This is a genomic window from Mitsuaria sp. MSU3D (assembly GCF_056867975.1).
In genome coordinates this window covers 1,374,383-1,393,195 of the sequence record NZ_CP200314.1, presented here as the reverse complement: position 1 = coordinate 1,393,195, position 18,813 = coordinate 1,374,383, and the positions used below count along the sequence as shown (strand labels likewise).

The 18,813-nt window shown below is 70.3% G+C and carries 17 protein-coding genes; 9 read left to right on the top strand and 8 right to left on the bottom strand.

Features of this window, described 5'->3' with window-relative positions; all coding sequences use genetic code 11:
- Window positions 1-28: 28 nt before the first annotated feature.
- Both AC1VNM_RS06355 and AC1VNM_RS06350 read right to left on the bottom strand, forming a co-directional pair.
- Complete coding sequence (locus AC1VNM_RS06355) at window positions 29-1,492, bottom strand: efflux transporter outer membrane subunit (RefSeq protein ID WP_377155267.1); 1,464 nt, start codon at window positions 1,490-1,492, stop codon at window positions 29-31.
- Between the two features lie 74 nt (window positions 1,493-1,566).
- Window positions 1,567-2,091, bottom strand: coding sequence for a MarR family winged helix-turn-helix transcriptional regulator (locus tag AC1VNM_RS06350; protein WP_483106259.1), 525 nt, complete (start codon window positions 2,089-2,091; stop codon window positions 1,567-1,569).
- Window positions 2,092-2,376: 285 nt separating this feature from the next.
- Between AC1VNM_RS06350 and AC1VNM_RS06345 the strand changes: the two genes are divergently transcribed.
- Window positions 2,377-4,116: an ABC transporter transmembrane domain-containing protein gene (locus AC1VNM_RS06345; protein WP_377161946.1), complete on the top strand. Its 1,740-nt coding sequence runs from the start codon at window positions 2,377-2,379 to the stop codon at window positions 4,114-4,116.
- Window positions 4,117-4,311: 195 nt separating this feature from the next.
- On the opposite strand, the gene AC1VNM_RS06340 is transcribed toward AC1VNM_RS06345, so the two are convergent.
- Entirely contained in the window at window positions 4,312-5,046 is a 735-nt protein-coding gene (locus tag AC1VNM_RS06340; protein WP_377155269.1) for a response regulator, read from the bottom strand.
- A gap of 198 nt (window positions 5,047-5,244) precedes the next feature.
- On the opposite strand from AC1VNM_RS06340, the gene AC1VNM_RS06335 reads away from it, so the two are divergent.
- From AC1VNM_RS06335 to AC1VNM_RS06320, 4 genes are all read left to right on the top strand, one after another.
- The gene (locus tag AC1VNM_RS06335; RefSeq protein ID WP_483106258.1) at window positions 5,245-5,622 is read left to right on the top strand and encodes a response regulator transcription factor; all 378 of its coding nucleotides are present in this window, start codon (window positions 5,245-5,247) and stop codon (window positions 5,620-5,622) included.
- A gap of 68 nt (window positions 5,623-5,690) precedes the next feature.
- A complete protein-coding gene (locus tag AC1VNM_RS06330) occupies window positions 5,691-8,345 on the top strand; it encodes an ATP-binding protein (protein ID WP_483106257.1) in 2,655 nt (884 codons plus the stop codon).
- Between the two features lie 24 nt (window positions 8,346-8,369).
- Window positions 8,370-9,557, top strand: coding sequence for a hypothetical protein (locus AC1VNM_RS06325; RefSeq protein ID WP_483106256.1), 1,188 nt, complete (start codon window positions 8,370-8,372; stop codon window positions 9,555-9,557).
- Window positions 9,554-11,062, top strand: a complete 1,509-nt coding sequence (locus tag AC1VNM_RS06320) for a hypothetical protein (protein WP_483106255.1) — start codon at window positions 9,554-9,556, stop codon at window positions 11,060-11,062. Before AC1VNM_RS06325 ends, AC1VNM_RS06320 begins: the two co-directional genes overlap by 4 nt.
- 254 nt (window positions 11,063-11,316) lie before the next feature.
- Here AC1VNM_RS06320 and AC1VNM_RS06315 read toward each other — a convergent pair whose 3' ends face one another.
- A complete protein-coding gene (locus AC1VNM_RS06315; protein WP_483106254.1) occupies window positions 11,317-13,332 on the bottom strand; it encodes a putative bifunctional diguanylate cyclase/phosphodiesterase in 2,016 nt (671 codons plus the stop codon).
- A 93-nt stretch (window positions 13,333-13,425) separates the two neighbouring features.
- Window positions 13,426-14,115, bottom strand: coding sequence for an MCP four helix bundle domain-containing protein (locus tag AC1VNM_RS06310; protein WP_483106253.1), 690 nt, complete (start codon window positions 14,113-14,115; stop codon window positions 13,426-13,428).
- Window positions 14,116-14,362: 247 nt separating this feature from the next.
- Here AC1VNM_RS06310 and AC1VNM_RS06305 point away from each other — a divergent pair, with 247 nt between their 5' ends.
- Window positions 14,363-15,202 carry a thymidylate synthase gene (locus tag AC1VNM_RS06305; RefSeq protein WP_483106252.1) on the top strand — a complete coding sequence of 280 codons (840 nt, stop codon included), beginning with the start codon at window positions 14,363-14,365 and terminating at the stop codon, window positions 15,200-15,202.
- Between the two features lie 20 nt (window positions 15,203-15,222).
- Complete coding sequence (locus tag AC1VNM_RS06300) at window positions 15,223-15,480, top strand: hypothetical protein (protein ID WP_483106251.1); 258 nt, start codon at window positions 15,223-15,225, stop codon at window positions 15,478-15,480.
- 33 nt (window positions 15,481-15,513) lie between these two features.
- On the opposite strand, the gene AC1VNM_RS06295 is transcribed toward AC1VNM_RS06300, so the two are convergent.
- Both AC1VNM_RS06295 and AC1VNM_RS06290 read right to left on the bottom strand, forming a co-directional pair.
- Entirely contained in the window at window positions 15,514-15,756 is a 243-nt protein-coding gene (locus AC1VNM_RS06295; RefSeq protein ID WP_377155279.1) for a DUF2061 domain-containing protein, read from the bottom strand.
- Window positions 15,757-15,920: 164 nt separating this feature from the next.
- Complete coding sequence (locus tag AC1VNM_RS06290) at window positions 15,921-16,487, bottom strand: thermonuclease family protein (RefSeq protein ID WP_483106250.1); 567 nt, start codon at window positions 16,485-16,487, stop codon at window positions 15,921-15,923.
- A 238-nt stretch (window positions 16,488-16,725) separates the two neighbouring features.
- Between AC1VNM_RS06290 and AC1VNM_RS06285 the strand changes: the two genes are divergently transcribed.
- Together AC1VNM_RS06285 and AC1VNM_RS06280 are read left to right on the top strand one after the other, a co-directional pair.
- Window positions 16,726-17,154 (top strand): response regulator, encoded by a 429-nt coding sequence (locus AC1VNM_RS06285; protein WP_483106249.1) that lies wholly within the window; start codon window positions 16,726-16,728, stop codon window positions 17,152-17,154.
- Between the two features lie 275 nt (window positions 17,155-17,429).
- Complete coding sequence (locus tag AC1VNM_RS06280) at window positions 17,430-18,179, top strand: sugar nucleotide-binding protein (protein ID WP_483106248.1); 750 nt, start codon at window positions 17,430-17,432, stop codon at window positions 18,177-18,179.
- A 74-nt stretch (window positions 18,180-18,253) separates the two neighbouring features.
- On the opposite strand, the gene AC1VNM_RS06275 is transcribed toward AC1VNM_RS06280, so the two are convergent.
- The gene (locus AC1VNM_RS06275) at window positions 18,254-18,799 is read right to left on the bottom strand and encodes a histidine phosphatase family protein (protein WP_483106247.1); all 546 of its coding nucleotides are present in this window, start codon (window positions 18,797-18,799) and stop codon (window positions 18,254-18,256) included.
- Between the last annotated feature and the right edge of the window lie 14 nt (window positions 18,800-18,813).

The following is an 18,813-nucleotide window of genomic DNA, read 5'->3' as shown; positions in this document are numbered from 1 at the left end:
TGTTCGATGCCTGTCGGAGGAACCGGTGTCAGCGGCGGTCGGCCGAGGCGGTCGTCTGCGCGGCGTCCCGGGCAGGCTCGGCATAACCGCCCCCCAGCGCGCGCATCAGGTTGATCTGCGCATCGACCGTCAGGGCTTGCAGGTCGATCCGGCCGCGCTGCTGCAGCAGCTGGTTCTGCTGCGCGCTCAGCACCGCGATGCGGCCCGTCAGGCCGGCGCGGTGGCGCTGATCGGCCAGCGCGGCCTGGCTGTCGGCGTTGGCCACCAGCGCGTCCTGCTGCGTGCGCTGCTGGCGCAGCGACTCGAGCGTGGTGAACTGGTCGCTGGCGTCGCGCACGGCGTCCAGCACCGCGACGTTGTAGCTCGCGATCGCGGCGTCCTGCTCGGCGGCGCTGCCGCGCAGGTTGGCGCGCAGCCGGCCGCTGTCGAACAGCGGCAGGTGCAGCGCCGGACCCGCGCCGTACTGGCGGCTGCCGCTCTTGAACAGCTCATCCAGGCCGATCGAGTTCAGGCCGACGAAGGCCGTCAGGCTCACGCTCGGATAGAACTGCGCGCGGGCGACGCGGATGTCCTGCGCCGTCGCCTCGACCCGCGCGCGCGCGGCGGCCAGGTCCGGGCGGCGGCCCAGCAGGTCCAGGTGGGGCGCCTGCTGCCAGTCGAGCGCGACCGGCAGCGCGGCCTCCAGCGATTCGGTCGCCTTCGGGCCCTGCCCCGTCAGCGCGGCGATCTGGTGACGCAGCAGCGCCTGCTGCTCGCGCAGCACGACCTGCTGGCGCTGGATGTCGGGCAGCGGCGCCTCGGCGACGCGCAGGTCCTGGCCGTTGTCCAGGCCGGCGGCGCTGCGCTGGCGCACGAGTTCGAAGGACTGGTCGCGCAGCGTCTTCTGCTGCTCCAGCAGACGGCCCTGCGCCTGGCTGCGCGCCAGCGCGACGTAGGCCTTGGCCACGGCGTTGGACACGCTCAGCCGCGCGGCGGCCGCGTCCGCCTCGGCCGCGCGTTGCTGGCCGAGCGCGGCCTGCAGCGCCGCGTCATGCTTGCCGAAGAAGTCGAACTCGTAGCTCAACCCGGCCTGGATGTTGGCCAGCGTGCGGACGCTGCCGGCCAGCGGCGGCGGGTAGATGCCGTTCTCGGTGATGCGCTGGCGGGTCACGTCGGCCTCGAGCTCGGCGGCCGGACGCTTCGCGGCCTCGGCGTTCTCGGTCATCGCCGCGGCGCGGGCGATGCGGGCACGGGCCAGTGCCAGGTTCGGCGAATTCGCGATCGCCTGGTCGACCAGCGCATCCAGTTGCGGATCGCGGAAGGTCTTCCACCAGGACGCGTCGAGCGCCTGGCTCTGGCCGGCGTCGAGGCCCAGACGGGCGGCTTCGGCGCCGTCGATCGGCCGGCCGGGTTCGGCCAGCTTGGGGATGGGCGCGCAGGCGGTGAGCACCATCAGCAGCGCCGCGCCCATGGCCAGGGCCAGCGTGGTGCGATGAAGGAAACGGGAGGTCATCGGAGGTTCCTCAGGACTGTTGTTCTTGTGGGGAGAGCAGGCAATGGAAAAGGTCGGCATCGGGTCCGTCGCGATCATTCGAACTTGTCGACCAGCGTGGACGACTCGCCCGTCAGGTCGGCGTCGCGGATGCCCTGGCCGTTGACGACGATGCGTTGCAGCAGGCCGATCAGCGTGCGGAACTCCTGGTCGGTGAAGCCGGCCAGGTGGTCGTTGAACACCTTGGACAGCACGCCCGGGGCGGCCGCCATCGCGTTCACGCCGACCTCGGACAACGACACCATCACCACGCGCCGGTCCTCGACCGAGCGCTCGCGGCGCACCAGGTTCTTCGCTTCCAGCCGGTCCAGCAGCCGCGTCATCGCGCCGCCGTCCATCGCCAGCTCGCGGGCGAGCGCGGCACTGGACATCGGGCCGTTGAAACGCAGCCGCAACATCGGCGCCCATTGCGCGTGGGTCAGGTCGAGTTCGCCGAGCATCTTGTCGGCCTGCAGCACCATGGACTGCTTGATCTGCCGCAGCAGCCAGCCCAGGCTCGGCTCCGACGTGAAGCTGTCGGCGCTGTAGAAATCGGCGGGCGGGGGCAACTTGGCACTCATGACGTCGTCTTTCATGACTTCGGATTTCCGGGATGGCACTGACGGAAATTCTTGATGACAATTATTGCTTAGGCAATGATTGCCTTGCCAATCACTGCCTGGGATGGACTTTCCGCGTGTAGGGACATTCCCGCAACACGCGGCCCCTAAACTGACCTCATGTCCGCCATGTCCCCCTCTTCTCCCGGCTCGTCCCCCTCGGCGACGGCCTCCCGCCACCCCGAACCGGCGCCCGCTTCGAGCGGACAGGCAAACGCCGTGCGCACGCCGCCCCCCTTGCGGGCGATGGGCCCGGCGCTCTGGCCCTTCCTGCGGCCGTACCGGGGGCGGATCGCCGCGGCGATCGTCTTCCTGGTCCTGGCGGCGGCGGCGACGCTGGTCTTCCCGCTCGCGCTGCGCCAGCTGATCGACCAGGGCCTGGTGTCCGCCGATCCGGGCGACCGGCTGATGGCATTGCGCGAGCATTTCGTCTGGCTGTTCGCGACCGGCGCGGCGCTGGGCGTGTTCTCGGCCCTGCGCTTCTACGCAGTGACCTGGCTGGGCGAGCGGGTCAGCGCGGACCTGCGCACCGCCGTCTACAGCCACGTGCTGCGCCAGAGTCCCGAGTTCTTCGAGACCACCCAGACCGGCGAGGTCATCAGCCGCATCACCACCGACACGACGGTGATCCAGGGCATCGTCGGCTCCAGCCTGTCGATGGGGCTGCGCAACGTCATCATGGGCCTGGGCGCGGTGGCGCTGCTGATCTTCAGCAATCCGTGGGTGATGACGCAGGTGCTGGGCATCCTGGTGCTGGTCGTGGCGCCGGCGATGTTCTTCGGACGCCGCGTGCGGCGGCTGTCGCGCTCGAGCCAGGACCGCATCGCCGACACCAGCGCGATCGCCGCGGAGATGCTCAACGCGATCACCGTCGTGCAGTCGCATGCGCAGGAGGCGCGCGAGGCCGTGCGCTTCGACGCCGCCAGCGAGGCCGCCTTCGACACCGCGCGCAAGCGGACCAAGGTGCGCTCCTTCCTCGTCGCGTTCATCATCACGGCGACCTTCGGCGCGCTGCTGTGGGGGCTGTACCAGGGCACGCAGGCGGTGATGGCCGGCAAGATCTCCGCGGGTCACCTGGGGCAGACGGTGGTCTACGTGATCCTGCTGGTGTCATCGGTGGCGGTGCTGGCGGAGGTCTGGGGCGACCTGCTGCGCGCGGCGGGCGCGATGGAGCGGCTGATGGAGCTGCTCGCGGCGCAATCGCCGGTGGCGGACCCGGCGGCGCCGGTCGCCCTGCCCGCCTCGACCGGCCCGGCGCGCGTGGCCTTCGAACAGGTCCGCTTCCACTACCCGTCGCGCCCCGACCGCGCCGCGCTGGAGGACTTCACGCTGCGCATCGAGCCTGGCGAGACCGTCGCGCTGGTCGGCCCGAGCGGTGCTGGCAAGAGCACGGTGCTGCAGCTGCTGCAGCGCTTCTTCGACGTGCAGTCCGGCAAACTGCAGCTGGATGGCGTGCCTGTGGACCGCGTGAAGCTGGCGGACCTGCGCGGCCGCATGGCGCTGGTGCCACAGCAGAGCGTGATCTTCTCGGCCAGCGCCTTGGACAACATCCGCTACGGCCGCCCGGACGCGAGTGCGGAGGAAGTCATCGCCGCGGCCAAGGCCGCACATGCCGACGAGTTCATCCGCCAACTGCCGCAGGGTTACGACAGCTTCCTGGGCGAGCGCGGCGTGCGCCTGTCTGGCGGCCAGCGCCAGCGCATTGCGATCGCGCGGGCGATGCTGCAGGACGCGCCGCTGCTGCTGCTGGACGAAGCCACCAGCGCGCTGGATGCGGAAAGCGAGCGGCTGGTCCAGCAGGCGCTGGACGAGGCGATGCGTGACCGCACGACCCTGGTCATTGCGCACCGTCTCTCGACGGTGCAGCGTGCCGATCGCATCGTGGTGATGGATCATGGTCGCATCGTCGAGCAAGGCACGCATGCCGAGCTCGTGGCGCGAGGCGGCCTCTACGCACGCCTGGCCGCATTGCAGTTCAACGCATGACGGAGGCTGCTCCGTCGATGGCAGTGCGCGAGGCTGCCCGAGGCCGGCGGCGGAGCCCGCTTCCAGGACTGACCAGGCGCGTTCTGTCTGAGAGCAGCGAACCGCAGGTGAGCGGATCGAGTTGAGCGCCCTGGCGGGCTCCGCCGCCGGCCTCGGGCAGTCTCGCGCGGGCTCTCCCTCGCCCCGCTCCCCGACTTACTCCAGCACTTCCACCGGCACGCTGAACACGTACCCGGCCCCGCGCTCTGTGCAGATGTAGAGCGGCTGTGCCGGATCGCTTTCGATCTTGCGTCGCAGCCGCAGGATCTGGACGTCGATGGATCGGTCGTAGACCTCGGCGCCGTGAAGGCGGGAGAGGTCGAGCAGCTGATCGCGGGTCAGCACGCGCTGGGGCGATGAGCAAAGCGCCTGAAGCAGGTTGAACTCCCCATTGGAGAGTTCCACGCGCGCGCCGTCGGGCGCGGTGAGCCTGCGGCTGCGGACGTTCAACTCCCAACCGTCGAAGCGATAGCCGCGTCGACGCTCGTCGCGCGCCGGGACGGCCTCCCGCAGCAGCTGATAGCGCCGCAGCACGGCGCGGATGCGCGCAAGGAGTTCCCGCGAGCTGAAGGGCTTGTTGATGTAGTCGTCGGCGGCCAGCTCCAGCCCCATCACACGGTCGGCCTCATCCTGCCGGCCGGTGACGATGATCACCGGCACCTGACTGCTCTCACGCAGCGTGCGCGCCAGCTGCATGCCGTCCTCGCGGCCCAGCCGCAGGTCCAGCAGCACGAGGTCCACCAGTTGCGCCTGCATCACGGCCTGCATCTCCGCGCCCGACCCCACCGCGGTCACGCGCAGGTCGTGCTCGGTGAGGTAGTCGGTCAGCAGCTCGCGGATGGCCGGGTCGTCGTCGACCGCGAGGATGTGGGGCGTGGTGGTCGCATTCATGGTGGCGGCCCGAAAGCTATCACGGGTTCTTCACGCGGCGGAAGCCACGTCCGGGTGTCTCCGCATTTCAGCTGTAACGCAGGAAATCTCCCGGAAATGATGGCGGAACAGCGCCCGGCGCCAATAGCGTCATTCCCGCCCTTGCGCGCAGGCTCTGCCCCGGACTTCCGGGACGGCCCCGCCACCCGCGCCCCGCCGATGTTCACCGTAGTTGTTCTTGACGACAATGCCGCGATCCGCGAACTGATCTCCGAGTGGCTGGCCGCCGCCGGGCACGACGTGATGGACGCTCGAACGATCGCCGCCGGCTGCGCCGCCGGAGAACCCGGCGCCGAGGCCGTCGGCCTGGTGCTGCTGGACCTGCCGATGCTGCGCGACGGCGTGCGCACGCTGATCGAACGCGTGCGCGCCACATATCCGCGCGCGGCCCTGCTGGGATTGTCGACGCAGGTCTCGGAAGCGCTCGGCGCCGCGTCGCCGGCCGCCCGGCAGCTCGTCCTCCAGGGCCTGCTGCCCAAGCCCTGCCTGCGCGAGGAACTGCTGGCCGCCGTCCGCCCGCTGCTGCGCAAGGACTGACCCCCTGCCCCGCCCACACAATCCACCCCGTCCGCCCCTTCAACGTCCACGCCGGCTCCCTTCGCCCCATGACCGAAACCCGCTCGCTGCGCCGTTGGATCGCCGTCGTCGGAAGCGGCGTGATCCTGGCGTTCGCCGCCTCGTCCGCCTATGACGCGTGGCGGCTGCACCAGCAGGTCACGCAGTCCACCGGCCGCGAGCTGAGCAACCTGGCCCGGGCGCTGTCGGAGGAAGCGGAGCGCAGCCTGCAGGCCGTCGACCTGCTCCTGACCGACACGGCGATCTGGTACCGCGACAAGGGTGCCAGGCAGACCGGCGCCGACATCGAGAACGCGCTGCGGATGCGCGCATCGGCCACGCCGCAGGTCAGCGTGCTGACGATCACGGATGCCGACGGCCGGCAGCGCTACCGCTCGCGCCAGACCGGCGAGCCGCTGGCCGACGTCTCCGACCGACCTTACTTCGAGACGCAACGCGACTCGCGCGTGGCCGGCCTGTTCATCAATCCGCCGATCGTGACGCGGTCGGAGCGCCGCGCCGCGCTCGTCGTGTCGCGGCGGCTGGAGACGCCGACCGGCGCCTTCGCCGGCGTGGTGACGGCCATCGTCACGCTGGACGAGCTGCGCGAGGTCTACAACGCGATCGACCTCGGCGCGGGCAGTGCCTTGATCCTCACCTTCGACGACGGCCGGCTGGTCGTGCGCCAGCCGCCGGACTCGCGCGCCGACGGGCAGGTCTTCAGCGACCTGACCTCGCAGCAGGCCAGCGCACCGCGGATTGCGCGCAGCCCCGTCGACGGGCGCGAGAAGTTCATCGTGTCGCTCCCGGTCTCGGACCGGCCGCTGATGATGTCGGTGACCAAGGACGCGCACGAGGCGATGGCGCCGTGGCGCGCGGAGATGGTCGGCCTGGCGCTGCGCACGCTGGCGCTGGTGGCGGTGGGCCTGCTGACGATGAGCCTGATGCTGCGACAGCTGCTGCGCGTCGAGCGCGGCGAGCAGGCGCTGCGCCGCAGCGAACAGCGTTACGCGCTGGCGATGGAGGCGGCCAACGAGGGCCACGCCGAGTGGAACCTGCAGGAGAACAGCTTCTTCGCCTCGGAACGCTGGCTGCGCCTGCACGGCGCGGCGCCGTCGGCGCGGCCGATGGAAGCCCGCGCGCTGTTCCTCTCCCTGGATCTGCATCCGGACGATCGTCCGGTCGTCACGGACAGCTTGCACGAGCACCTGGCGGGCCGCACGCCGGAGCTCGACATCGAGTACCGCGTCCGTCTTTCCGGCGGCGGCACACGTCCCGCCGATGAGCGCCGAGACAGCGCGAGCGGAGCGAAGCGTGAGGTCGGGAATGAAGCCGCGAATGAAACCCTGAGCGACACCCTGGACGACGGCGAGGACGACACCGTCTGGCGCTGGCTGCACCTGCGCGGACGATGCCTGAGCGACGCGGCGGGCCGGCCGACGCGCTTCTCGTGCGCCGCGATGGACATCACGCCGCGCAAGGACGCCGAGGCCGAACGCGAGCGCCTGCAGGCCCAACTGCGGACCGCGCAGCACATGGAGTCGCTGGGCACGCTGGCCGGCGGCATCGCGCACGACTTCAACAACATCCTGGGCGCGATCCTGGGCCACGGCGAGATGGCGCAGCGCCGCGCCGGCACTGCCAACGCCGACCTGGCGCGCCACCTGGACCGCATCATGCAGGCGGGCGCGCGGGCCCGGCTGCTGGTGCGCCGCATCCTGGACTTCAGCCGCAGCGGCGTGCATGACCGCAGCCTGGTCAACGTCGACCAGGCCGTCGAGGAGGCGCTGCAACTGGTGACGCCGACGCTGCCCGCGGACGTCGAACTCCACACCGCGCTGCGCGGCGGCAACGCCGGTCTGCTCGGGGACGTGCTGCAGATGCAGCAGCTGGTCAGCAACCTGTGCAGCAACGCCGTCGGCGCGATGCCTGGCGGCGGGCGGCTGGGCCTCAGCGTCGACGTGCTGGTGCGCGCGCAGCCCGTGCTGCTGAGCCACGGCACGCTGCCGCCGGGCCGGTACGCCGAGGTCCGCGTCTCCGACACCGGCACCGGCATCGCGCCGGACGTCTACGGCCGCATGTTCGATCCGTTCTTCAGCACGAAGGCGGTCGGCGAAGGCACGGGGCTGGGCCTGTCGGTCGTGCACAGCATCGTCGCCGACATGGGCGGCGCCATCGACGTGCGCACCGAGCCGGGCCGCGGCAGCAGCTTCGCGCTGTGGTTCCCGGTGGCCGGCGAGGCGCCGCGCGCGCTCCGGTCGAACGACGCGGAGGCGCCGCCGCGCGGCGACGGCCAGACGCTGCTGATCGTCGACGACGAGGCGCCGCTGCGCGAATTCGCCGAGGAACTGCTGGCGGAACTCGGCTACGAGCCGGTCGGCTTCCCGAGCGCCGAGGCGGCGCTTGTCGCCTTCGAGCGTGCGCCGCAACGCTTCGACGCGGTGCTGACCGACGAGACCATGCCCGGCATGAGCGGCGTCGAGCTGGCCAAGCGCCTGCTCGCGCAACGCCCCGGGCTGCCGGTGCTCGTGATGAGCGGCTACGGCGGCGAGGAGCTCGAAGCCCGCGTCGCCGCCTCCGGCGCGCGCGAGCTGGTGCGCAAGCCGCTGAGCGCGGCGGAGCTCGCGCAGGCGGTGGCCCGCGTGCTCGACGCATCGGCGGTTTCAGCTGAAACGTCCGGGTCGCCGGGGGTAACCGCGCGGTAGTCGCACCGCCGCACGATGCGGCGCATGGACACGCTGAACCCCGGCGCTGCCGTGGCCCCTCGCTGGGCACACCGTGGTGCACTCGTGCTGCTGGCGGCGCTGACCGCGACGACCCTCGTCGCCGTCCGCGCCGACCGCCCCTGGCCCGACCTGGCGCCGCTGCCGGCCTCGCGACGCGCGGCGTTGCTGCTGTCGGTCAGCGACGGTCTGCTGACCGCGCCGCTGCGCATCGTCGATGAACGCGACGACGGCCAGCTCACGCCCACGCAGGCCGCCTTCGCCGTGCAGGCGAGCGCCGAACGCGCGCGCAACGCCTTCCGCAAGCTCGGCGACGACCGTCCTCATGAACCCTCGCCCGAACTGACGACGGCGACCTCCGCCGCCGCGGCGCGGATCCGCACGCTGACGCTCGCGCTGGACCGGCTGGCCAACGGCCTGCGCGCCGACGACACGGCGGCGGTGCGGCACCTCGTCGCGACGCAGCTGGCGCCGGCGACCGTCGATGTCCAGCGCGCGCTCACCGATCTGGCCGCCGCGCAGTCGGAGGCGGAGCGCCGACACCAGGCCTGGGCCGCCGATCACGGCGAACGCGACCGCGCGCTGATCGATGCCGCGCTGGCGGCGGGCTGGGCGATGACGCTCGGGCTGCTGTGGCTGTCCAGCCGGCTGCGCCGCCAGACCGCCGCGATCGGCGCGATGCAGGCGCGCTTCGAGGAGCCGGCCTGGCGCGATGCGCTGCGGCTCGGTGTGACCGGCGAGGCGCTCGAAGGCATCGGCAACGCGCTCGTGCGCGCGGGCGCCGCGGATCTCGTCTGCGTCGCGCGGACGGGCCCGGGCGCCGACGCGCTGCATCGCCTGCTGATCCGTCAGGTGGCGGCGCGCACGGGGCTGATCGATCCGCCGTGGGTGGGCGACCTGCTGCTGCTGCCCGGTCGCCAGGAGGTGCTGCGCGCACTGCGCGCCGGCGAGCCGCAGGTGCTGGGACGACATCTCTCCGACCTGGGGACGACCTTCGCGTGGCGCGGCTGCGCGACCTGCGCGCGGGCGCTGCTGCTGCCGATCTGGCACGGTCCCGTCTGGTACGGCTGCCTGGCGCTGTTCTCGACATCGGCGGACGCCTTCGATGCCGGCGAGGTCCAGCGGCTGCAGGCGATCGCCGATGCGATCAGCACGACGCTGGGCCGGGATTCGCAGCTGGGGCATTCGACATGAGCGCCGCCGGCCACCCGGGCAATTCGGGTAACGCGAGAAAGCCGCGCGACACGGGCAGCCCGGGCAGTCCAAGCCATCGGAGCAATCCGGGCAAGTCGGACGAGCCGGGCAAGCCCCGCAGCGTCGATGACTCCGCTGGTGCATCAGCGCCGGAGAACTCCACGCTCGTCGCCGCGATCTCCGCACTGGCGGCGCGCCCCGGCGCCCGCCTGGGCATGGCCGGACTGGTGCTCGGCGCTGGCGTCGCCGCCTTCGGCACGGGTACGGCCCGATTCGAAGCCGGCATCGAGACCGACTTGCGCGTCATGCACGGCCTCGATCGGCTCGATCGCCTTGTCGACGAAGCCGGCGCGCAACTGATGCGGGCGCGCGTCGCCCCGCGGCGCGAGATCGACGCCGGCACCCGCGGCGCTTTCCATCGCCTGACGGCCTTGAGCTTCCAGGCCGAGCAGACGCGCAGCGACCTGATCGCCGGCGTGCGCGGCGGCACGTCGCGCGCGGAGATGGCGGACATGCTGTCGGCCGACCGGCGCCTGTGGGACCTGCTGGCCGACGAGAGCGGCCTCGTGCGCGAGGGTTCGGTGGCGATGGCCACGCGTTTGCACGGGGACAGTCAGCGACAGGCGTTGGACGCCGCGCTGGCGGAACGCAAGACCGTGCGCGAGACGTATGTGACCCGCATGCGCGAGGCGTCGCATGACACCGCGGGCAGCTCGCGGGCCTGGGCGGTCGGCGGCCTCGCGGCGATCGCGCTGCTGGTGGCCGCCGCCGTTCGCGGTGTGCGACCTCGACGCACGTCGGCGAAGGATCCGTCGGACGCTTCAGACGCATCCCCCGGCGCGGCATCCCGCATCCGGCCCGATACCACCGATCTCACGCTCGCCCAAGCCGCCGCCCGTCGACTCGAGGACGGGACGGCGGCGACGCTCGCCGGGCTGGAAGCGCGGATGGCACGGCTGGCCTGGCTGGAACTCCAGTCGGCCGGACACATCGCGCGCCTCGGCACACCGGGCCCGCGTCCGCAGGCGCTGGACCGGGCCGGCGCGCGCGCCAGCCTGCGCGCGCTCGACATCGGCCTGCGCGACGCGATCGCGCAGGTGGAAACGCTGATCCACATGAGCAATGCGCTCGACGATCTCGTCGTCCAGCGCGGCAGCGCGGTGCGAAACGAGGCGGCTGCCGTCACTGCCGCCACCGCCAACACTGCCGACATGACGGCCGAGTCAGCCGCGATCGCTCAGGAATGGAACCGCCTGCTGGCGCTGGCCTCGGCCGGCGCGGCCGCGGCCTCGCGCGTCGCGCATCAGACGCTGGACCGCCTCGAGATCAGCGCCGCACTGCTGGGCCGCTGGATCGGGCTGGTGGACGAAGCCATCGCGCTCGCCGAGCAGTCCGGCCTGGCGCCGCTGCCGGCCGAGGCCGGCTCGCTCAAGCCGGCAGACGCCGCCACCTTGTGGCAGGCGCTGGGCCGCGTCCGCGCACGGCTGAAGCGCGCGGCGGCCTGAACCTTCCGGAGACCGCGGGCACGACCCGCGCCATCAACACCCTGCCCGGTCCGGTCCGGGGATCCAGGCCGTCGAGTCGTTCGATCTCCTCCAGCGCGTCGATCACATCGAGGATCTCGGCCATCGCCAGCGGCGCATCGGCGTCGAAGGTCCACGTGCGCAAATGGGCACGATCGCGGGCCCGTTGATCGAGGGGACGCGCACCGATCGCGCGCCGTTGCCATCGGGGGTTCATCGACGATCGCCCGGAGCGCTCACGCCGCCGCCAGTGCCGGGAACGACAGGCCGAGCGCGGACGCGGCCGTGGCGCTTGTCGCGACCATCGGCGCCATCGCGGTCAGCGCCGCGCGGCGATCGTGCTGCGCGAGGAACTCCGCGGCCTTGTCCGCCGCCAGCGGGCGGCCGTAGAAATAGCCCTGGATCTCGTCGCAGCCCATCTCCACGAGGCGGGCGCGCTGCTCCTGGGTCTCGACGCCCTCGGCCAGCACCGTCAGCTGCATGCTGTGCGCGAGGCCGACGACCGCGTGCACGATGCACGACGGATTCGCCTTCGGATCGAGGCTCATGCCGCGCACGAAGGACTGGTCGATCTTGAGCTTGTTCAACGGAAACCGCTTCAGGTAGGCGAGGCTGGAATAGCCGGTGCCGAAGTCGTCGATCGCCAGCGCCAGGCCGAGCCCGCGCAGCGCTTCCAGCACGTCCATGACCTTCTCCGGGTCCTGCATCGCGGTGCTCTCGGTGAGCTCGATCTCCACGTGTTCCGGATCGACGCCGGACACGGCCAGCCCGTGGCGGATCGTGTCCAGGAAGCCCGCCTGCTGGAACTGCCGCATCGACACGTTGACCGCGATGACCACCGGTTCCGCGCGGCCCTCGTTCCACAGGCGCGCCTGGTGGCAGGCCTGCTCGAAGACCCAGGCGCCGATCGGCACGATCAGGCCGGACTCCTCGGCGAGCGGGATGAACTCCGCCGGCGAGACCAGGCGGCCCTGGCGCTTCCAGCGCAGCAGCGCCTCGAAGCCGCGCAGCGCGCCGGTCGCGAGGTCCTGCTGCGGTTGGTAGTGCAGCGCCAGCTCGCCGCGCTCGATCGCGTGCTGCAGATCGGCTTCCATGTCGAGCCGCTCCAGCGTCTGCGTCTGCAGGTGCGCCGAGTACGGCACCAACTGGTCGCCGCCCGCGCGCTCGGCCGACTGCAGCGCGGCATCGGCCTTGCGCAGCAGCGTCTCGGCGTTGCCGCCGTCCTCGCGGCTGTCGACCTCGCCCAGGCTCAGCGTCAGGAAGACCTCGTGGCGGTTGACGCGGAACGGCCGGGCCAGTTCCTCGCGCAGGTGGGCGATGGCGGCGACGTGTTCCGCGCTCGGGCCCTCGTAGAGCACCGCGATCATCGCGCCGTCCAGGCGGAACAACTGGCCGCCGTGGGCGCGGGTCGCGGCCTCCAGTCGCCGTCCGACGTCGAGCATCAACTGGTCCGCATGACGATGGCCGAGGCTGACGACGACGCGCTCGAAACGGTCCAGCTTGCCCAGCACCAGCGTCAGGTCCGCGCCGTCCAGTTGGGCGAGCCGGCGCTCCAGGCTGCGGCGATGCGGCAGCCCGGTCAGCGGATCGTGGACGGCCTGGTGCGCGAGGACATCCTCCGAGCGCAGCCGGGCCCACACGTGGTGGATCATGAACAGCGCCGTCACCGCGGTGATCAGGTTGAAGACGTGGACGACGGTGCCGATCTGGTCGATGCGATGGGTGGCCTGCTCGCTGCTGCGGTAGACCATGGCGTCGATCTCGTCCTGGAGCGCGTCGATGTCGCCGCGGACCTGGTTGGTCAGCCGGTTCAGTTCGAACAGCACCGCCTCGGCGGCGCCGGGCTTGGGGTTGTCGGCGACGGCGTCGAAGCGCGGCGTCAGCGCGAGGATGGACTCGAAGCCCACCTGCATCCGCCCGATGACGTCCTTGTGCTCGGTCTGCGCGCGCAGGGCCTGGAGGTTGGCGTCCATGTCGCGGCGCGTGTCGCGCTCGAGCATGACGAAGCGGTCATGGCTGATCGAGTTCGCGAAGTACTTGTTCATCGCCAGTTGATGCAGCAGCAGCGAGGACTCGAACTCCGAGAGGTGATGCAGCAGCGGCACCTTCTCCTTGAGCAGCGGCGTGGCGCTGCTGCGGATGCTGGCGGTCATCCAGTCCATGGCGACGGACATGCCGATGCTGAGCGCCACCAGCGCGGCCAGCAGACCGTAGACGCCCCAGCGGTAGGGCCGGCTCACCGTGTGATTCATGAGCGTTCTCCGTCGTAGCGGGTGTTCAGGGGTGTTCGGGGGTGCCGAGGCGCTCGGGCGTACAGGCGTACAGGCGCTCGGCCATCGCGTCGCTCAGGCGCTGAGTCGCGCGACCGCTTCGCCGGTGCCCGGCGCGACGTCCCGGCGGATCCGCTGGCTGCCAACCACCGCGGCGCCCATCAGCATCGCGGCGCACAGCGCGACCAGCAGGCCGCGGGCGTTCAGGTAGCCCTCCTCGCCCTCCTCCGCCGCGGCGCTGATGAGCGCGGTCTGGCGGTCCTTGAGGGCATCGAGGTCGGCCATGGTCTTCAGCTGCGCCGCGCGCAGTTCGCCCACGAGCAGCGCGCCGGCCTCCTCGCGGTGGCGGTCCTTGAGCAGCGCGACGAAGCGCTGCTGCAGCGGCACGTAGTCCGAGAACGAGCGCGACAGGCGCGCGATGTCCGCGGCGCCGTTCTCCAGCGCGGGCTGGTGCTTCAGCGACTCGATGGTGGCGGCGATCTCGCGCGTCTGGCGGCCGGTGTCCACGAGCGCAGCGGCGATGCGGGTCTCGTCCTCGAAGATCAGCGCGTTGCGCAGGCCGCGGCCGACGGCGTTGACCTGGTCGGACATGTCGCCCAGGCGCTGGACCAGCGGGAGGCGTTCGCGCTCGATCTGGCGCAGGCTGGCGCTGACGGCGGCCAAACGCGACACGACCACGCCGGTGCTGAGGGCCGACAGCGCGAGCAGGAGCAGGAACACGGCCGCGAGGCGCGTGCCGGTGCTGAGCGACTGGATGGATTTCATGCGGACCCCGCGTGGCTTGTCTCGATGGCCGGCGGCCGCTGGCGTACGAGCGACGTTGTCCGGGCTGCGGCGATGTTCGGAGGCGCACGTTGGGATCGGGTTACGACGGCTCGCCGCGCGCATTACAGGCGTAATGCGGTGGGGCGCCGGCTACCTCTTCCGGGGGGTGACGTCGTCCGGGCGAGGGAGCGGCCCGGGGAGACCGCGCGGCCTGGGGGCTCGACGCGGGCCCTCTAGAATCGCCCTCATGACGACCCCGACCGCCCCTGCCTCGACCGCTGCGCGCCCCGTGCGCAGCCAGTACGAAGACTTCATGCGCCACGTGTACGAGCACGGCGTGGCCAAGGGCGACCGGACGGGGACGGGCACGCGCAGCGTGTTCGGGCACCAGATGCGATTCGACCTGAGCGAGGGGTTCCCGCTGGTCACGACGAAGAAGGTGCACCTGAAGTCGATCATCCTGGAGCTGCTGTGGTTCCTGCGCGGCGACTCCAACGTCAAGTGGCTGCAGGAGCGCGGCTGCACGATCTGGGACGAGTGGGCGCGCGAGGACGGCGACCTGGGCCCGGTCTACGGCGTGCAGTGGCGCAGCTGGCCGAAGGCGGGCGGCGGGCACGTGGACCAGATCGCGGAGGTGGTGAAGCAGCTGAAGACCAATCCGGATTCGCGCCGGATCATCGTCTCGGCGTGGAACGTGGCGGAGCTGGACCAGATGGCGCTGATGCCCTGCCACGCGTTCTTCCAGTTCTACGTGGCGGACGGCAAGCTGTCGTGCCAGCTGTACCAGCGCAGCGCGGACATCTTCCTGGGCGTGCCCTTCAACATCGCGAGCTACGCGCTGCTGACGCAGATGCTGGCGCAGCAATGCGGGCTGGGTCTGGGGGACTTCATCTGGACGGGCGGGGATTGCCACATCTACTCGAACCACTTCGAGCAGGTGGAGACGCAGCTGTCGCGCAGCCCGTTCCCGTATCCAACGATGCAGATCAAGCGCAAGCCGGCGTCGATCTTCGACTACGAGTTCGAGGACTTCGAGCTGCAGGACTACCAGCACCACGCGGCGATCAAGGCGCCGGTGGCGGTGTGAGCGGCGGGAGCTGAACTCACATGGCGCTGAGGCCGGAAGATCTCACCGAAGAGGAGATGCTTGCGGCCGAGGCGTGGTTTCCGGAGCTGGCCGCAAAGGCCGGACGGAAGGCTTACGAGCAGGCGTTGGCGGAGACCGGCTCGGTCGTTGTGGCAAGCGGGAATCGGCTGATCAGGCGGTTTGCGGATGGGAGCGAGAAGCTCATCCAGATGCTGCCGCCAGACCTGAGAGTGCAGCGCGGGGCTGTGCTGAAACGTGTCAACCGCGTAGCGACATAGCGCTCGCCTCACTAGCGCCAACACTTTCGCCCTTCAGGCGACCTCGACCTTCGCCGTCGCGAGCGAGCGCTCATGCGCCTTCTTGCGGCGTGCCGACCACCACGCCTTGATCGACGGGTGCCCCCAGTATTTGTCGAAGAAGTAGTGGAGGACGGTGTTGACCAGCGGCTCGATGAACGTCACCAGGCCCGCGATGGCGATGCTTCCGGTGAGCAGGTAGGTCACCGTGAAAGAGGTCCCGAGGTGAAGCACTCCGAACGTTGCAGTCTTGGCCATCTCGCATCCCCTTCCAACCGAGTTTGATCTTGCTCGAGATGGTACGGATCGCCGATGCGACCGGCCAATCGCCTTTGCTCATCGCGAAGATAGGTGCTGCACGACTGATGGTCTGGACTGGCCCCCTCCGCCCTTCTCAAAGCGGCAGGGCAAGACCTGGCACTTCAACGGGAGGAGTCATGTTCCGCGGGAGCTCTTGAGCCAGTCACTTTGCTGCGACGGAATTCCCACGGAGGGGTTGGCGTCGTCTCGCTCCATAGGCCGCGCCGCGCGCGCCGGGCATCGATCTCCTCGGCTGAGTACAGGGTGCGTTGTGCGGCCGGTTGCTCCCGCTCGTACGCCTTGTAGTGCCAGGCCAGGCCTGCTCTCAGTTGGGCTTGGCCGACATCGACCGAACGCACGCGGACAAGCCCGAGGATGCGGCCGTAGCGATCTCTCTTCTTCCAGTCCACGACAACCTCCTGCCGGAAGACCAGCTCCGAGAGGTGCTGCCGCGAACGCTCCCCAAAGGCTTGGCGCTTCTCCGGTGCATCGATTCCGACCAGCCGCACGCGATGCGGATGGTGCTCGCTGTCCAGCACGGTCAGCGTGTCGCCATCAGAGAGGCCGACGACTTCGCCGCGGAGCGTCGCTGCGCCGGCGGTGCCGAGCAAGCTGCAAAAGAGGACGGCGATCCGAACCGCGTGGTGCGAGGAAAACGGAGAGAAGCATCTGCCGGAGGGAACGGACATGAACGGTGCGGAGTGGCGGCGGGACCCGGTTTGTAGGTCATTTCCCGACAGCGAGTTGATGGATTTGCCGGCATTCGCACAAATGATAAAAGTGCAAAATTCATTTCACGTTGTTACGTCGTGAAGAGCGGCGGCAACGTCCCCGCTTTTCCTCCCTGAGCGGGGTCGACATCAGTCGATTACGCCCGGCGGCGCGCAAGCGGTCCGGGCTTCTTTTTTTGCTCGCGCAGCGAAGAGGATGGCTGCCATCGACCGACAAGAAATGCGAATTCTGCTAATCGACGCATCGTCCTCGTTCCGACGGCGGCTTCGAGACCGACTGACCCGGGTGCCTGGTGCGGCAGTGGTGGGAGAGGCCGAGCATGAGGATCAAGCCGTCATGGCCGCAGGCCTGTGCAGGCCGGACGTCATCCTCACCGACTTGACCCTGTCCACGGGCAACGGCTTCTCGGCGGTCCAGCGACTCCGGGCCCAGGGGTTTCAAGGCACGGCGTATGCCGTCACCTGTGGGGACGAAAGCGTGTTCGGGCCGCTGTGTATCGCCGCAGGCATCGACGGCTACTACGACAAGGTCCATGACCTGGACCGTCTGGTGCAGGCGCTGGCCGTGATCGCGGATGCCCCGACCCCACCTACGCGGTCGAGGCTCAAGATCGCCGACCTCTGACGGCTTGTGGCACGAACCGGCTTTGCGCCCATTCGTCGCGGAAAAACACGAGGTCTGAATGCTCCGCCGCCTCCTGTACGTCGCCTCGATTGCTGAAGGCAAGACCGACCGGGTGCTGACGCAAGCGGGACGAACGACCCGCGGGCCTGCAGCTCTCCCCTGCCGCGATGCGAGGCATGGCGCTGGCCTCCTGAACCGATGGCGGCGAGCCGCGCGCGAAGCCCCGGACGCGTGGCAGAGTCGGGGGGATCAACAGCCAAAGATCGACACTGGACATGAAGCTCCTCATCACCGGACTGAACGGCACCGTGGCTCCCTGGGTCGGCCGTGAAGCGGAAACGCGAGGCTGGGACGTGGTGGGTTGGGACCGCGGCGCGGTGGACCCTGCCGATGAGGCCGCCGCCCTGGCCTTCCTGCGCGCCGAGGCGCCGGATGCCATCGTCCACCTGGCGATGGGCGCCGAGTCGTGGGCAGCTCAGCTGGCAGGCTTCGCGAGGCTGCACGGGGTGCCCCTGGTCTTCGTGAGCACCGCGATGGTCTTCGACGCTTCGTCAGGGGGACCTCATCGGCCACGCGACCAGCGGACCGCAAAGGACAACTACGGGCAGTACAAGATTCGATGCGAGGACGCGGTGCTGACGGCTTATCCGTCGGCGACGGTGGCTCGCATCGGTTGGCAGATCGCGCCGGATGGTGTCGGCAACAACATGCTCCGTCACCTGGATGAGCAGCAGGCCCGGGATGGGCGCATCCGCGCGAGTTCAGCGTGGCGGCCGGCGTGCTCCTTCATGTCCGACACCGCGGCGGCGCTCTGCGATCTCGTTCAGGAAGGCACCGGCGGGCCGGTTCATCTGGACAGCAATGCCTTGGATGCGCTGACCTTCGACCAGTTGGTCCAGAAGGTGGGAAAGAAGTTCGAGCGGCATTGGGTGGTCGAGGTGACGCAGGACTACCTGCATGACCAGCGGCTCGTGAACGAGAGCGGCGGCTCGATGCTGCCGCCGCTGAGCGTCCATTTGGGGTAATGGGGCGCGAGAGCGGAGGGACGTCCTCTGACTGAATGAGCGAGGCTTCAGCTTGCCGCGGTTCTGAACGCGGCTCAGGGGGCTGGGGCGGCCAACTCGCCCAGCACTTCTGCGCGTCCGTCGACCCAGCGCAGCGCGACGCCTTCACCAGACGCGGGATGGATTCCGCTGAGCCCGGTGATCGTCACCTGGTGCGTGACGACCACCAGCACGCCCGGCCCGCGCCAACCGGCCAGCAGCGCGGTGGCATCGCGCAGTTGGCCGGCCTCGCGCTCCATCTGCCCGAAGAAGGAGCCGAAGGCCGGCTGCTCTTTCACCGGCAAGCCGGGGAAAGCCAGCCGCGCCGTCTCCAACGTGCGACACCAGGGCGAAGCCCACACCGCGCCGACGCGCAACCCGCCCAGGCGCTGGCGCAGCGCCTCGCCGATGCGGCGCGCCTGATCGCGCCCCGCGTCGCTGAGGTTGCGCTGCGTGCCGCAATCACCGAGCTTGAGGCCCGGCGGGTCGCCGCCCCCTGGCGCCAGCGCATGGCGGTAGAGCACCACGTCGCCATCGCGCAGGTCCACCGCCCAGACGGGCGCAAGCAGCAGACAAAGCAGGCAGGCTAGACAGAACTTCATGGCGGCCTATTGTG

What these genes read in the sequence shown, in the direction of transcription:
- AC1VNM_RS06300 (WP_483106251.1), top strand. Translation starts at nt 15,223, where the DNA reads ATGGCGCTGAGGCCGGAAGATCTCACCGAAGAGGAGATGCTTGCGGCC.
- AC1VNM_RS06280 (WP_483106248.1), top strand. Translation starts at nt 17,430, where the DNA reads ATGAAGCTCCTCATCACCGGACTGAACGGCACCGTGGCTCCCTGGGTC.
- AC1VNM_RS06285 (WP_483106249.1), top strand. Translation starts at nt 16,726, where the DNA reads ATGGCTGCCATCGACCGACAAGAAATGCGAATTCTGCTAATCGACGCA.
- AC1VNM_RS06345 (WP_377161946.1), top strand. Translation starts at nt 2,377, where the DNA reads ATGGGCCCGGCGCTCTGGCCCTTCCTGCGGCCGTACCGGGGGCGGATC.
- AC1VNM_RS06305 (WP_483106252.1), top strand. Translation starts at nt 14,363, where the DNA reads ATGACGACCCCGACCGCCCCTGCCTCGACCGCTGCGCGCCCCGTGCGC.
- AC1VNM_RS06275 (WP_483106247.1), bottom strand. Translation starts at nt 18,799, where the DNA reads ATGAAGTTCTGTCTAGCCTGCCTGCTTTGTCTGCTGCTTGCGCCCGTC.
- AC1VNM_RS06355 (WP_377155267.1), bottom strand. Translation starts at nt 1,492, where the DNA reads ATGACCTCCCGTTTCCTTCATCGCACCACGCTGGCCCTGGCCATGGGC.
- AC1VNM_RS06330 (WP_483106257.1), top strand. Translation starts at nt 5,691, where the DNA reads ATGACCGAAACCCGCTCGCTGCGCCGTTGGATCGCCGTCGTCGGAAGC.
- AC1VNM_RS06315 (WP_483106254.1), bottom strand. Translation starts at nt 13,332, where the DNA reads ATGAATCACACGGTGAGCCGGCCCTACCGCTGGGGCGTCTACGGTCTG.
- AC1VNM_RS06295 (WP_377155279.1), bottom strand. Translation starts at nt 15,756, where the DNA reads ATGGCCAAGACTGCAACGTTCGGAGTGCTTCACCTCGGGACCTCTTTC.
- AC1VNM_RS06290 (WP_483106250.1), bottom strand. Translation starts at nt 16,487, where the DNA reads ATGTCCGTTCCCTCCGGCAGATGCTTCTCTCCGTTTTCCTCGCACCAC.
- AC1VNM_RS06335 (WP_483106258.1), top strand. Translation starts at nt 5,245, where the DNA reads ATGTTCACCGTAGTTGTTCTTGACGACAATGCCGCGATCCGCGAACTG.
- AC1VNM_RS06320 (WP_483106255.1), top strand. Translation starts at nt 9,554, where the DNA reads ATGAGCGCCGCCGGCCACCCGGGCAATTCGGGTAACGCGAGAAAGCCG.
- AC1VNM_RS06340 (WP_377155269.1), bottom strand. Translation starts at nt 5,046, where the DNA reads ATGAATGCGACCACCACGCCCCACATCCTCGCGGTCGACGACGACCCG.
- AC1VNM_RS06325 (WP_483106256.1), top strand. Translation starts at nt 8,370, where the DNA reads ATGGACACGCTGAACCCCGGCGCTGCCGTGGCCCCTCGCTGGGCACAC.
- AC1VNM_RS06310 (WP_483106253.1), bottom strand. Translation starts at nt 14,115, where the DNA reads ATGAAATCCATCCAGTCGCTCAGCACCGGCACGCGCCTCGCGGCCGTG.
- AC1VNM_RS06350 (WP_483106259.1), bottom strand. Translation starts at nt 2,091, where the DNA reads ATGAGTGCCAAGTTGCCCCCGCCCGCCGATTTCTACAGCGCCGACAGC.